Origin of the sequence: Polyangium sp. 6x1 (assembly GCF_029946515.1) — a bacterium.
GTDB lineage: Bacteria > Myxococcota_A > Polyangia > Polyangiales > Polyangiaceae > Polyangium.
The window spans coordinates 674,518-688,179 of the sequence record NZ_JARZHH010000001.1; the positions used below are offsets into that span (position 1 = coordinate 674,518).

Annotated in this window: 9 protein-coding genes; 5 read left to right on the forward strand and 4 right to left on the reverse strand. The window is 69.6% G+C overall.

The annotated features are described in order from the left end of the window. The first annotated feature begins 32 nt into the window (after positions 1–32). Both QHF85_RS02745 and QHF85_RS02750 read left to right on the forward strand, forming a co-directional pair. Positions 33–458, forward strand: coding sequence for a hypothetical protein (locus QHF85_RS02745; RefSeq protein ID WP_281325445.1), 426 nt, complete (start codon positions 33–35; stop codon positions 456–458). 180 nt (positions 459–638) lie between these two features. Then, positions 639–1,070 carry a thioesterase family protein gene (locus QHF85_RS02750; RefSeq protein ID WP_281325446.1) on the forward strand — a complete coding sequence of 144 codons (432 nt, stop codon included), beginning with the start codon at positions 639–641 and terminating at the stop codon, positions 1,068–1,070. On the opposite strand, the gene QHF85_RS02755 is transcribed toward QHF85_RS02750, so the two are convergent. Together QHF85_RS02755 and QHF85_RS02760 are read right to left on the reverse strand one after the other, a co-directional pair. Further along, a complete protein-coding gene (locus QHF85_RS02755; protein ID WP_281325447.1) occupies positions 1,060–2,331 on the reverse strand; it encodes a PAS domain S-box protein in 1,272 nt (423 codons plus the stop codon). The genes QHF85_RS02750 and QHF85_RS02755 overlap by 11 nt on opposite strands. Continuing rightward, complete coding sequence (locus QHF85_RS02760; RefSeq protein ID WP_281325448.1) at positions 2,328–3,854, reverse strand: hypothetical protein; 1,527 nt, start codon at positions 3,852–3,854, stop codon at positions 2,328–2,330. The genes QHF85_RS02755 and QHF85_RS02760 overlap by 4 nt, the downstream gene beginning before the upstream one ends. A gap of 86 nt (positions 3,855–3,940) precedes the next feature. Between QHF85_RS02760 and QHF85_RS02765 the strand changes: the two genes are divergently transcribed. After that, positions 3,941–6,784: a VIT domain-containing protein gene (locus QHF85_RS02765; protein WP_281325449.1), complete on the forward strand. Its 2,844-nt coding sequence runs from the start codon at positions 3,941–3,943 to the stop codon at positions 6,782–6,784. A gap of 71 nt (positions 6,785–6,855) precedes the next feature. Further along, positions 6,856–8,376, forward strand: coding sequence for a GMC family oxidoreductase N-terminal domain-containing protein (locus tag QHF85_RS02770; RefSeq protein ID WP_281325450.1), 1,521 nt, complete (start codon positions 6,856–6,858; stop codon positions 8,374–8,376). Positions 8,377–8,501: 125 nt separating this feature from the next. On the opposite strand, the gene QHF85_RS02775 is transcribed toward QHF85_RS02770, so the two are convergent. Then, positions 8,502–9,539, reverse strand: a complete 1,038-nt coding sequence (locus QHF85_RS02775) for a hypothetical protein (protein ID WP_281325451.1) — start codon at positions 9,537–9,539, stop codon at positions 8,502–8,504. Between the two features lie 17 nt (positions 9,540–9,556). Further along, positions 9,557–10,885 (reverse strand): hypothetical protein, encoded by a 1,329-nt coding sequence (locus QHF85_RS02780; RefSeq protein WP_281325452.1) that lies wholly within the window; start codon positions 10,883–10,885, stop codon positions 9,557–9,559. A 246-nt stretch (positions 10,886–11,131) separates the two neighbouring features. On the opposite strand from QHF85_RS02780, the gene QHF85_RS02785 reads away from it, so the two are divergent. Beyond that, positions 11,132–13,645, forward strand: a complete 2,514-nt coding sequence (locus QHF85_RS02785; protein ID WP_281325453.1) for a serine protease — start codon at positions 11,132–11,134, stop codon at positions 13,643–13,645. Positions 13,646–13,662 lie beyond the last annotated feature (17 nt).

Genomic DNA, 13,662 nt, shown 5'->3' on the forward strand with positions numbered 1-13,662 from the left:
GGCATTCCGAATTGCTTTGCGGAGACAATTTCTTGGCGAACCTCTGCGAAGCGCCGGGGTATCGTATCGGGTCGAACCTCGCCGCGATCGCCGTTATGGCCAAGGCACCTCCGCGTACGCCCCCATCCGAAGCGCCGCTCCCGATCCTCGCGTCGGCGGGGCTCCTCGTGGCGCTCGTCGGCTCGGCGCTCGCGCACCGCTCGTTTTTCCTCGCTGGATACCTCGCGCTCGTCGCGCTCGTGCCCGCGGTCCCTCGCGAACGCTTGCGCGCGCTCGGCGTCGCCCTCGCGTGGATCGGCGTCGTCGTTTGTGTCGTCGCGATCGTCCTCGTCCCGCTCGGCGCGCGCGTCTCGCGCGTGTATCTCCCGGGCTGCGTCGTGCTCGTCGTCCGCGTCGCCGCCCTCCGCGCCGCCTCCACGCGCGCGTGGGCCACGGGGATGCTCGACACGTCCGGCTAGAGCGCCGAACTGTTCGGCGCTCAGCGAGATCGCGAAGCGAGCTCGCCTCGGGGGGTGAATCGTCCGGGCTTTGCCCGGACGAGAGGGGGACGCGAGGCGTCCCCCTCGGGACAAAACAAGGCTAGAACATCGAGCGGTTGTCCAAACCGCTCGATGTTCTAGCTGCTACCCTCCGCCCCCATGACGCGCTTTCACGAGACGCTCATGGGCGTCTACTTCGACGACCTCGACGCCTTCCAGATCCTGCACAACGCGCGGTATCTCCTGCTCATCGAGCGCACGATCGGCTCCTTCTGGAAGCACATCGGGTGGGGCGGCGTGCTCGACGCCCAGAAGAACCCCGACCAGTTCCACTTCGTCCGCGCGAACAACATCGAATACCTCCGGCCCGTCGTCGGCGTCCGTGACGTGCGCGTCCGCGTCTGGGTCGAGAAGCTCGGACGGTCGAGCCTCACCTTCGGCTTTCGCATCTTGCCGACCGACCAGGACGAGGACTTCGCCCGCGGCACCCGCACCGTCGTGCGCGTCGATCCCACGACGCACCGGCCCGTCCCCTGGACCGACACCTTCCGCGCGACGCTCGAACCTTACCGCGCCGACGTCAGCGCCTGAGCGCCCAGGCGATCCCTGCCCGCAGCGTCCCGCGCGTCGTGAGACCGCCGAGCCCCTCGCCGAGGTGCACGAGCGTCTGCGCCACCTCGCCGCGGATCCCCGTGATGACCACGCGCGCCCCGAGCAGCTCGGCCGCGCGCGCGGCGGCCACGAGCGCGCTCGCGACGTGGGCGTCCATGTTCCGGACCCCCGTCACGTCGAGAATCGCCGTGTGCGCGCCATACCGGCTCACGCCGTCGAGCAGCGCATGCATGATCTCGTCGGCCCGCTCCTCGTCGATCGCGCCGACGAGCGGCAGCGCCACGACCCCCTCGGCGAGCGGCATCAACGGCGTCGCGAGCTCCCGCAGCGCGGCCCGCTGCGCCTCGATCACCTGCTCGCGCAGCATCGCTTGCTCCTCCTCGGCGCGCCTGCGCTCGGTGATGTCCGTCGAGATCACCGCGATCGCCATCGGGTTCGCCTGCGCGTCGAGCACCGGGAACTTCAGCGCCAGGTACGAGAGCGGCCCGTCCGGCGAGGGCAAGGTCTGCTCGTACTGCATGGCGCGGCCCGTCCGGAGCGCCTCATCGTCCTGCCGGTGGAAAAACGCGGCGAGGTCGCGCGGAAAAATGTCGTAATCGGTCAGCCCCGCGATTTCGGCGCGCGTTTTCCCGAGGTATGTCTCCACCTGCCGATTGACGATCAAAAACCGCCCCTGCGTATCCTTGACGAACACGTAGCTCGGCGTGTTGTCGAGCACCGCGAGCAAGAGCCGCTGGCTATCGCGCAGCGCGCGCTCCGTCGCCTGCTGATCGGTCACGTCCTCGACCTCCGACAGGATCTCCGTCGGCTGCCCCTCCGCGCCGCGCAGCACCGTGTGCGACCATTGCAGCTGGATGGGCCGCCCGTCGCGCGTCGTGAAGGGGGTCCGCATCGCCGCCGCGGGCCGCGCCATCATCCGGTCGGCCCATTGCCGAAGCTCCTCCGCCGTCCGCCGATGGGTGCCCATCAGGTCCGTGATCGGCATCCCCAATGCCTCTTCGCGCGCGTATCCCAGGAGCCGCGCCGCCTCCTCGCTCCAGCGCGTCACGGCCCCTTCGAGGCTCCAGCCGATCGTCGCTCGCACGAGACCCTCGGCGTTCCAGCCGACGAACGCCTCGTCGAAGCGCTCCTCCGACGCCTCTGGTTTTCCCACGGCCGCGGCTTCGAGCTCCGCGACGCGCGCGCGCAGCGCCCGGACCTCCGCTTCGAGCTCGGCGATCCGCGCTGCCTCCTCCTTCATCGCCCCATGTCTCCGGTGCGACGGCTCTTCGTCCCGCCGCTCGCCTGCGCGCCCTCGAGCATCTGCTCCAGCACCTCGTGCCAGCCGAGCTGATCCTTGGCGACGAGATCGACCAGCACCCCCACCGCGGCCCGCGTCGTCGCGCGCCGCCGCGGCGCCTGCACGAAGACCAGCGTGTGCAGCCGCGCGAGCACCTCCTCGTCCACCGGCCGCAGCCGCCCCGCCGCCGGCAAACGCCCCCCGCGTTCGCGTGCGATCACCCACTTCGCGATCTCGACATCATCGAGCCCCGTATCATCCCGCAGGATGTACACGTCCTCCAGCATCGAGCGGTACGTCGCCGCCCAATCGACGCACACCACGCGGGCCGTCGGCAGCGCGACCGTGAGCGCCTCGACCTCCTCGGTGCGACCGAACGGCGTGTCCGTCAGGTCGAGCTCTTCGAGGTGCTTCATCGACCGCAGCACGTCCGGCACGCTCGCGAGCGGATTTCCTTGGAGCCACAAGAACTTGAGGCGCGTGAGCCTGCCGATCGACTCGGGCAGCGCCGTGATCCCCGTGAGCGACAGATCGAGCTCTTCGAGCCCTTCCAGCGCGAAGATCACGTCCGGCGGCTTGCCATCGCGCAGTCCCACGGGCGACCCGGCGACGAGCAACGTCTGAAGCCCCGTGAGCCGCGCGAGCACGTCGGGCAGGCTCTCGAGCCACGTGCTCCGCAGATCGAGCCGCCGCAGCGCCGTGAACGCGGAGACCTCCTCGGGCAGCGTGACGAGCGGGTTGTCGCCGAGCTCCAGCGCCTCCATCGCCTCCCATGCGTGCCCTGCGAGCGGCAGCGCGCCGATGCGGTTGCCCGACACGTCGAGCGCGCGCAGCCCGAGCCCCGGGAGCATGGGCGGCAGCGCCGTGAGCCTGTTTCCGCGCAGCACGACGGCCGCGAGCGCACCGAGCGTCCCGATCGACGCGGGCAGCCCCGAGAGGCGGTTGTCCCCGAGGTCGAGCTTCTCGAGCGCCGCGAGCGCGCCGAGATCGCCTGGCAGCGCCTCGAACCCGAGCCCCGCGAGCCCGAGCTCCGTGAGGCCCGAGAGCGCGAGCACTGGCTCCGGGAACGCGTCGAGCGGGTTCTTTCCGAGCACGAGCGCGCGGAGCGCCTTCCGGTCGGCGAGCCACCGCGGCACGGACTCGACGCGGTTCTGGCCGAGGTCGAGCGACGCGAGCGCCGGCAGATCCGCGACGAACGACGGCACCGACGGGAGTTTGTTGTGGCTGAGATCGAGGACGCGCAGCTTGTCGAGCCGCCCGAGCTTGCGGGGCAGATCTTCGAGGGCGTTGCGTTCGAGCCGGAGGACCTCCAGCGACGAAAGCTCGCCGAGCCACGCGGGCACCTCGGCGAGGGCATTGCTCCCGAGATCGAGCTCGACGAGGTTCCGAAGGGAGCGGATCGCGGGCGGGACCTGGCCGAGCACGAGGCCGCGCAGATCGAGCTTGCCCGTTTTTTCGGCGGTCCCGAGGCGTTCGGCCAGCATTGCGAGCATGCTAGGAAGCTGAAGCTCAGCGCGTCAACCCTTGACGCCAGGGAACGATCCTGAAATGCGTGTGTGAGGAGGCGGGCATGTTCACGGTCGTCATCGAGGGGGCGAGGGGGAAAGAGACGCGCGAGACGTTCGACAAGCCGACCGTCCTGCTCGGCCGCGGAAACGGCTGCGACGTCCTCCTCGGATCGATCGGCACCTCCCGGCGCCATGCCCGGATCGAATGCCAGGACGGCAGGATCCGCGTCGAGGATCTCGGTTCGTCCAATGGCACGTTCGTCAATGCCGAACCGATCCAGCGCCCGCTCGATCTTGCGCCCGGCGACGTGATCGAGATCTGCGACACGTGCCTGCGCATCGAGGCCCCGCCCGAGGTCTGGACCCAGCCGCGCAGCGCGCCGTGGGGCAAGCCGCAAAAACGACGAAAGGAGCCGAGAAAACCCGCCCCGAACGACAACGGCGTGCTCCTCTGCGACGCGAAGGAGGGCGATTTCCTCTCCGTGCGAGGCGTCCGCGCCGACATCCACGTCGACGGCCTCCTCTCGCGCGCTCGGATCGTCGTCACGTTCCACAACGACCTCGGCCGCACGCTGGAGGGGGACCTCGTCTTTCCGCTGCCGCCCATGGCCGCCCTTCGCGAGCTCGTCGTCAAGCTCGGCGGCCGCACGATCGAAGGAAAAATCCGCGCGCGCGGACGGGCCCGCGCCGAGTACACGCGCGCCGTGGAGGCCGGACAATCGGCTGCGCTCGGCGAATCCGAGGGCGAGGACCTCGCGCGATTGCGCATCGCGCCCATCGAGCCCGGCGAGGACGTCGAGGTCGCGCTCACGGTCGATCAAAGGCTCCTTCCGATCGCCCACGGCCACCGGCTCATCGTCCCGCTCACGTACATGCCGCGTTACGTCGAGACCGGGGCGGACGTCACGCTGACCGAGGCCGCGGCGCTCGATCGTCCCCGCCCGACGACGCTCGCCGCGCGGGCCAGCGTCGACATCACGATCGAGCATGGCCCGGACGAACCCCCGGACCTCCGGTGCACCTCGCATTCCACCACGATTTCGCAGGCCGGCGCGCGCGCGCGGCTGATCGAGGTGCGCGACGCCCCGCTCGACCGCGACGTGCAGATCGAGCTCTCCAATCGTCCCCGCGGCGACGCACCTGCGTTCTGGATTCGCCACGACGCGACCGAAGGCCCCGATCAGAATGGCCCGTCCACGGCGGTCGGCATCATCCCGCCGGCGTTCGCGGACGAGGGCCTCGTCGTCCCGCGCGCGGTCACGTTCCTCGTCGATCGCTCCGGCTCGATGGGCGGCGCGCCCATGCAATCGGCCATTCGCGCCGTGCGCGGGGCCCTGCGCTCGCTCGGCCCCGAGGACCGCTTCAACGTGATTGCGTTCGACGACAAACTCGAAGCGCTCGCGGTCGCGCCCGTCCCCTTCGACGACGAGCACCTCGCGGCCGCGGACGATTTCATCGCGCGCATCACGGCGCGCGGCGGCACCGAGGCGTCCAGGGCCCTCCGCGCGGCGCTCTCGGCGCGGCTCGGCACGGACGTCGCGGTTGCCTGGACAAACCCTACGCCGCGCGACCAGATCTCCCGGCTCCAGATCGTCGTCTTCATGACCGACGGCGACGTCGCGAACGCGGCGAACGTGCTCAAAACCGCCAAAGACCAGCTCATCGACACGCGGCTGCACGTGCTCGGCATCGGCGACGCCGTCCAGCATTCGATGCTCGCCGAGCTCGCGCAGCTCGGCGGCGGCACGTACATGCCCGTCGCGACGAACGAGGACCTCGAGCGCGCGCTCGTGCGGCTCAAGAATGCGATCACCGCGCCGCTCTGGACGGGCATTCGGGTGCTCGTCGAGCGCGACGGCGAGCGCAAGGGCCCGAAGATGCTCGAACCCCCCGGCCCGATCGACCTCTTCGCCGCCGAGCCTGTCCTTTTCGCGTTCCGCGGCAAGATCGAGCCGGGCGATCGCCTCGTGCTCCTCGGGCAACGCGCGGACGGCGAGGAGCATCGCGTCGCCCTCTCGCTCGCCGTGCCCGCGGACGCGCGCGCCGAGGGCGCGGCCACGTTATGGGCGCTGCTCCGCAACAAGCGGCTCACGTATCGATTCGATCCGGACGACGACGACACGCTCGAAGGCCTCGGGACGACGTTTGGCCTGGTGAACCGCAAGGTCGCGCTCGTTGGCGTGGATCCCGAGAATCGCAACGTGACGATCGAAGGCAAGGTCCCGATGGCCCTGCCCATGCCGCGCAACGTCGCGCTAGGTCTTCCTCCCATCCACAACGGTCCGGCGCCGATGGGCGGTTATGGGCCGCCTCCTGCGCGTAGCGCCCCGGCGTCGGCCGCCCCTTCCTTCCGTTCGGCGTTGCCGGTCCCGGGAGCCCCGCCCCCGCCTCCCGGCATGGGCGCGCCTCCCCCCGCATTCGCGGCCCCGCCGCCTCCTCCCGGATCCGCGCCGCCCGGCGGCCCGCCGCCCGCGGCCCCGCGCCTCTCGGCCGACGACGGCGGCCTCCGCGCGCTCCTCCTCCATCAAAAGGCCGACGGCCTCTTCGACGGCGACCTCGGCGCCACGCTCGCGGCCGTCGCCGCCCTCGTCGGCCGTGGCCACACCGCCCGCGAGGGCCTCTTCCGCGCCGAGCTCCGCCGCACCACCGTCACCCTGCGCGCCAAGCTCGGCGCAATGTCCGCCGACGACAAACGTCTCGCCCTCCTCGTGCTCGCGCTCCTCACGATGCCCCACGGCGACTCTGCGCCCGACGGCCTCCCGGCCCCGATCGCCGCGGCCCTCGCGGGCCTCTCTCTCGCCGATCGCCCCGGCGCCGCCGGCAAGATCGCCCTCGCCCTCGGGCACTTGCCTTCGGACTGGGCGCAGAAGCCCCTCGCCGCCGAGGTGAAGCGGGTCTTCCTGTAAAACCGTTTGCCATGGAACCACGAGCGTCCGGGCAGCGTGAACCGCCGCGGAAAAATGGTAGGCTCGGGCGCATGCATGCGGAGACCATCGTGGTGGGCGCCGGCTCGTCCGGCGCTGTGATCGCGGCCCGCGCGACGGAACGCGCGGATCGCGAGGTGCTACTCGTCGAGGCCGGGCCCGACTATCCGCCGAGCGGGGCCCTGCCCGGAGACCTCGTGGACGGCACCCGCAACTCGATGACCGCCCACGACTGGGGTTTTACCTATCTGCCGATGCCGGGGCACAAGCCCTTCATGTATCCGCGCGGCAAGGTCGTCGGCGGCTCCTCCGCGGTGAACACCTGCATCGCGCTCCGCGGCCAGCCCTACGATTACGACGAATGGGCGGCGCTCGGCTTGCCCGAGTGGAGCTTCGACGCGTGCTTGCCCGCCTTGAAGCGCCTCGAAGACGATCACGACGTCCAGAATCGCTGGCACGGCCGCGGCGGCCCCATTCCGATCCGGCGCCACCCGCCGGCGGAGCTCACGCCCTTCCAGGTCGCTTTCATGGAGGCCTGCCGCGCCCTCGGCTTCCCGGCCTGCCCCGATCAAAATGACCCCGAGCCGTTCGGCGTCGGCCCGCAGCCGATGAACAAGATCGGCGGCGTCCGCATGAGCGCCGCGCGCGGGTACCTCGGCGAGGACGTCCGCCGCCGGGAAAACCTCACGATCCGGCCGCAGACGACCGTGCGCCGCGTCCTCTTCCACAATGGCAAGGTCACGGGCCTCGAGGTCGAGACCTCCGGCGAGATCGAGGTTGTCTCGACGAACCGCGTCGTCCTCGCGGCCGGGGCGATCGCCACGCCGGGGATCCTCCTTCGATCCGGCATCGGTCCGCGCGCCTTGCTCGAACGGCTCGGCGTGGAGGTCGTCTCCGACGTCCCGGCCGTGGGCGCGCGCCTGCTCGATCACCCGGGCTCCCTCGCCCTCTTCGTCCCGAAAAACTATGGCTTCTCCAGCATCCAGCATCCCCTCATTCAAACGGTGCTGCGATACACCTCCGAGGGCAGCCCTTTTCCGAGCGACATGCAGCTCCAGCCGTTCTCGTTCTTCGCCTGGCCCGGCAATTACATGCCGCTCGTCGGCATCTCCTGCTGCGTGGGCAAACCCCGCGGCCACGGCCGCATCACCTGGACGAGCGCCGATCCTTCGGCGAAGCCGCTCATCGAGCTCGACACCATCCTGCACCCCGACGATCGCGCCTGCGCCGTCGAGGCCATGGAGCTCGCCGGCCACGTCGCGCGCACGAAGCCGATGCGGGACCTCGTCGTCCCTTTCTGGCCGAGCGACCGCGTCCTCCGGAGCCGGCCCGAGCTCTCGCGCTGGATTGAATGGAGCTCGGGCTCGGGGTATCACCCCGCCGGCACGGTCCCGATGGGGCCGGAGGGGGATCCCGAGGCGGCCGCCGACGGCCGCGGCCGCGTGCGTGGCGTCTCGGGCCTCGTCGTGGCGGACGCGAGCCTCATGCCGACGATCGTCAGTACGAACACGAACGTCACGGCATTGATGATGGGCGAGCGATTTGGAGAGTGGCTACGAGACGGGGGACTTTAGCAGGCTGTCGAGAAACGCCGCGAGCGCCCTGGAGCTAGGGAGGAGGACGCAGGAATACAGGCGTATTCCGAGGACGACGACCGACGATCCAGGGCGCACAGCAAGTTTATCGACAGCCTGCGGAATCACGGCCCGGGCTCGGGCTGGGGCGCGGGGAATTGGTCGTAGATCGTCGGGCTGCACCGACCCCAGTCCGCGTTGCACCCCGTGAAGCCGAGCGACTTGCAGTCGACCTTGTCGACCCGACCTGCATTGCAGACGACGATCGAGTCGCCATCACAAGTCGGATGGGTCCCCTCGTAGGGATCGCATTCGCCCTCGAGCCCGCAGAAGCTCGTCCCGCCCGGGCCCGTGTTGCAGGCAAACCCCTTCACGAGCGTGCTGCAATCGACCGCTTGCTCGCCTCCGTTGATGCAGGCGCGCAGCTCCGCCCCGTCGCACCCGAGGCCCGACCAGTAGTCGATGCCGAGCGCGCTTTCCGTGTTCGACTGGCACGTCGCGCCCGTCCCGGCGCACCCGAAGCCGCCGAAGGGCCGCGCCTTGCACGCGAGCCCGTAATCGGCGCAGACGGGGCCGCTCGTCTCCGCCTCGTTGTCGCACGTCAGGGGAGCGCCATCCTTGCAGGACTCCACGTACGTGTCGTAGCTGCAGGCCGGCCCGACCGGGACGCTCTTGTCGACGCAATTCCTCTGCTCCGCGGAGCACTCGCGTCCGAGCACGCTGCAATCGACGTGGAATGCGAGCTGGTCGTCGCAGGTCTCGAGCACGCTCCCCGTGCAGGAGGTCTGGCAGGGGCCGCTGAGATCGGCCGTGATCCCGAGGCACTCCTCGACGGCCTTGCAGCCGTTGCTCTTGCTCGCGAGGCATTGCGTGTAGTCGCGGACGTTGAGCTCCTCGCCGCCCGCGCGCTCCGCGTAGAAATCACGGAGCCAGCTGTCCACGTGGCCATCCGGGATGCAGCTCCCGAAGATGATCGCTGCTTTCAGCGCGGCGTCCGGATCCTTCGGTCCCGCCGGATCCTTCGCGGTCCCGCCGCCGCCCGCGCCGCCGCCGCCCGCGCCGCCGGAGCCGCCGCCGCCCGTCGTATTGTTTGCCTCGGGCCCGCACGCCAGGACCAACCCGGCGAGGACCGAGGCCGTCACGATCGTTTTACGAATGAGCATAAATCCTTTTCAACCGATCAGTTGGCGCCGCCCGGGTCGCAGGCGAAGAGCACGGCGATCTTGGCCGCCGCGTCGTTCTTGACCACACCGCAGGTGTCCGGGCAGAGGATGATCTGCTTCGTGTCCTTGTCGATGTAGAACGCGTCCAGCGCGCACGCCGCCGCGTCCGCGACCTGCTTGAATTGCTTGTTCGGCGACATGTCGCCGGGCGTGTAATCGACGACGACGCTGTTCAGATCGACCGTCGTGCCCATGGGCGGATCGGGAATCCCGAATTCGCAAGCGACCTGCGCACCCGCGACGACGCCGTCCGCGATCGCCTTGAACACGGCGTCATACGAGGTCGTGTCGCAGAGCGGGAACTTGAGCCCGCCCGTGATGTTGCTCAGGCCCTGGTATCCCGTGCCCGGATCGGCGGCCGTCGGGCACTCGCCCGTGATGATCGGATCGCTCGGCTCCCACGGCTTGGTCGCCGGGTCGTTGTAGGCCATCGCGATGATGCTGTAGAACCGATAATTGCGATTCTCGATCGTGCCGAAGTTCTCCGGCGACAGCGCGAGCAGCGCCGCGTCCCATTTGTCTGCGGCCGTCCCGCCACCGGCCACGCTGTTGCTGTCGTTGTAGGTCGTGCCGCCGTAGCTGCAGGAGACGCCGTCGTCCGTGAGCTCGATGAACGTCTTGAACGAGTCGGGCCGCAGCCACTCCTTCCAGCCCGTCGGCGCGAAGCCGAACTCATCCTGCACGCCGAACGTCGAGAGGACCTTGCAGAGCGAGTCGTGGCTCGCGACCTCGACGCTGTAGTGATAGAACTTGCCCGGGTTGTTCACGGGCTGCGCCGGAGGCGTCGCGCAGCCGCCCGCGGGAATGCCGGAGAGCGGCGCCTCGATGCACACCGACTGCGAGCCGTTCGCGCTGCCGTGCTTGCCGATCAGAATGACGCGGTAATCGAGGCCGCTCTGATCCAGGATCTGAGCGAAGTTCACGTTGATGTTGTTCTGAACGCCGATGATCTCCTGGCTCATGCTGCCGGAGTTGTCGGTCAAGATGATGACGTCGACCGGCTTCTTCACGAGCGTCGCCTCGGAGCTCTGGCTCACGCAGGCGCTGTCCTCCGTCAAGCCGCCGTCGCCCGGCCCGGCGTCGAAGAAGTTGATATCGCCGCCGCCATTGCCGCCGCCCCCTTGCCCATTACCGCCGCCGCCCTGCGACGAGCCGGACGAGTTGCCGCCCGTGTTGGCCGAGCCCGAGGCCGAGTTCTCACCGCCGGAGCAGCCCACGCCGAGCGCCGCGCCGCCGAGAGAGAAAGCAGCGAACGCGCAAAGGAAAAAGGTTCGTTTCGTGCGCATGTTATTCCTCCGAGCTCCAAGCATCGGGCAGGGCGCTCCTGAATGCAAGGACTCGAAGCCCGAAGCAGCGGCAAAACCACACCCGCCCGCGGGGCCTTTCGTGGCGCTCGGCACCCCTGGCCCTCGAAGATCCAGTGACATCGGCCGTCCAAGGGGACCGCGCGAAGCACCGTTCGCGGCCGGGGGTTTCTGAACGGCCCCGAATTTGGTATGGGTCGAGAGCGGTAGCGCGCTCGGAGGAAACACATGGGCAAGCGATGGTTCGGCAAGGTGGGCGGGTCCTCGGGGTACGTCGCGGCGGCGATCCTCGGGCCCCTCGTCGCGGGTTGCGGCGGCGCGACGCCCGCGCCTCCGCCCGATCCCGCGAGCGCGAAGAGCGAACCTGTCGCCGCCGCGAAGGCCGCGAAAGCCGACGCGCCGAAGGCCCAGGCGCCGAGCTCCGCGCGCGTCCCGAGCCGCGGCATGCTCGACCTCTTGCGCCGCGCCGAGCTTTTGCCGAGCCCCGACGCCGCCAGCACGAAGAGCGCCCTCGCGTCCTTGCCCGAGGGCGGCAAGGGCGACGTGCGCGAGAACTACCGCGCCGTCGCGCCGGCCACCGTGATCATCCGGACGCCCACGGGCCTCGGCACCGGCGTGATCGTCGGCCCCACCGGCTGGATCCTCACGAACAACCACGTCATCGACAGCGGCGAGCGCGAGGACTTCCGCATCAAGGTCTCGGTCGAGCTCGGCAAGATCGACAAATCGGGCGCCATGGAGCGCACGAACAAGCCGATCACGGCCTGGGTGCACAAGGCCGATCCGGTGCGTGACCTCGCGATCATCAAGCTCGAAGGCAACCCCAAAGACCTGCCCTTCATCCGCCCGGCGGCGAAGGATCCGGCCCCTGGCGAGCCCGTCGCGAGCCTCGGCCACGCCGGCTCGGGCCTCGTCTGGGCGATCAAGGACGGCGAGGTCGCGGCCGTCGGCAAGCTCGCCACGCACCTCTCGCAGCTCGTCTCGCTCGAGTGCAGCGGAGCCGAAACCGCGGGCGACGACGCATGCCCGAAGCGCAAGCAGGAGATGTTCGAGGGCCTGAAGAAGGTGTTAGAACACGACAAACCCCTCATGGTCGTGCAATCCACCTGCCCGAACTGGCCGGGCGACAGCGGCGGCCCGCTCGTCAATCGTGGGAACGAGCTCGTCGGCTTGAACAGCTTCGGCTACGGCAACAGCGAGAACCGCGCGACCTTCCACGTGCACGTCTCCGAGATCCGCGCGTTCCTCTCGGAGATCCCGGTCCAGCCTGCGGACGTCCTGCCCGACCCGTGGTTCGACGGCGGCGAGGAGGCGACGATCGAGGACGCGGATCTCGACGGCCGCTACGACGTCCTGCGCACCGAGGGCCGTGCGGCCATGGCGCGGTTTTACGATCTCGACCAGAGCACGATCGGCGAGGGCGCGGGCAAACCCGACGTCGCCGCGCTCTACGGCAAGCGCGGGTTCGACGCGGAGGTCATCTACCTGGCCACGCCGGCCGGCAGCTTCGCCTGGTACGACACCGACGACGACGGCCGGTACGACGTGGTTCTTCATGACGAACGGGGCTCGGGCCGCGTCACCCACGGCTACCGCATCGGCAAGAACGGCAAGCTCGGCCGCGACGACGCGCTCGGCTCGGGCGGCCCCATGATCCAGCCCGATCTCGTCGGACAAACCGCCGAGCGAAGCGCGCTCGCGCGGCTCGGGGCGATCACGCTCGGCGCGTCGATGGTCGAGTCGCGCGGCGGCGAGCTCGCGGAAAACCTCCCGAGCCCGCTGCTCGGCGGCGGCCGCGAGGTCGCGATCGAGGACATGGACGGCGACGGCCGCACGGACACGCTCGTCACGCGCTCGGTCTACAGCCATGGATTCGTCTTCGACGTCGATCAGGGCACGCTCGGCGAGGTCCACAAGAACGACGCGGCGCAGGCGCTCCTCGAAAAGCAGGCGGTGGACGCCGAGGCCACGATGATCGCGCAGGGCCCGCGGCTCTGGGTCTATTACGATCGAAACGACGACGGCAAATTCGATTTCCTCACGTACACGAGCCGCGTCGGCACGGGCGTCGCGCTCGAAGCGTACCGCCTCGGCCCCGACGGCCGGAAGGAGCCCGCGCCCGAGCACGTGGGCCGCAAGATGTTGCGCCCGCGCCTGCTCGAAAATGGCACGCTCGCGACGCGGCTCGGCCGCGTGGCGGTGCGCGCCATTCCCTCGGCGACCTCGGCGATCGCCGACGACGGGCTCGACTCGTTCCCGGATCCGCTGCGGCACGGAGGCATTTATTTCAGCTTCGGCGACACCTCGCGATGGAGCACCGCGTTCGGCCCGAAGACCGGCTGGGACAAGGCCGTCATCGTCTCGGCGGGCATGACGTCGACCTCGCTCATCGTCGACGTGAACAAGGACAGCCCCGCCCCGGGCAAACTCTCGGCGCAGGAAGTGATCACGGGCGGCAAGTTCAAGCCCGAATTCGCGTTCCTGCATCGCGACGGCGCCGAGTGGACCTATTACGACACGGATCAGGACGGCCGCTTCGACCTCGTCCTTTTCACCGGGACGCCCTCCGCGGGCGTGGCCGACCGCGCGTATCGCATCGACGCGAGCGGCGCCGTGACGATGGATCCTGCGCTCGCGGGCGGCAAGATGGTGCGGTCTTCGGTCTTCGCGAAAAAGCCCACCCAGGCGCAGTTCAAGAAGGTTGCCGGCGAGCTCTTCCAGGCCCGATCGCTCGAACAATAATCGTCGAGGAACGTCAC

Excerpts from the sequence above, each read along its gene's own strand:
- QHF85_RS02750 (WP_281325446.1), top strand. The coding sequence starts at position 639 with ATGACGCGCTTTCACGAGACGCTCATGGGCGTCTACTTCGACGACCTC.
- QHF85_RS02755 (WP_281325447.1), bottom strand. The coding sequence starts at position 2,331 with ATGAAGGAGGAGGCAGCGCGGATCGCCGAGCTCGAAGCGGAGGTCCGG.
- QHF85_RS02760 (WP_281325448.1), bottom strand. The coding sequence starts at position 3,854 with ATGCTGGCCGAACGCCTCGGGACCGCCGAAAAAACGGGCAAGCTCGAT.
- QHF85_RS02765 (WP_281325449.1), top strand. The coding sequence starts at position 3,941 with ATGTTCACGGTCGTCATCGAGGGGGCGAGGGGGAAAGAGACGCGCGAG.
- QHF85_RS02770 (WP_281325450.1), top strand. The coding sequence starts at position 6,856 with ATGCATGCGGAGACCATCGTGGTGGGCGCCGGCTCGTCCGGCGCTGTG.
- QHF85_RS02775 (WP_281325451.1), bottom strand. The coding sequence starts at position 9,539 with ATGCTCATTCGTAAAACGATCGTGACGGCCTCGGTCCTCGCCGGGTTG.
- QHF85_RS02780 (WP_281325452.1), bottom strand. The coding sequence starts at position 10,885 with ATGCGCACGAAACGAACCTTTTTCCTTTGCGCGTTCGCTGCTTTCTCT.
- QHF85_RS02785 (WP_281325453.1), top strand. The coding sequence starts at position 11,132 with ATGGGCAAGCGATGGTTCGGCAAGGTGGGCGGGTCCTCGGGGTACGTC.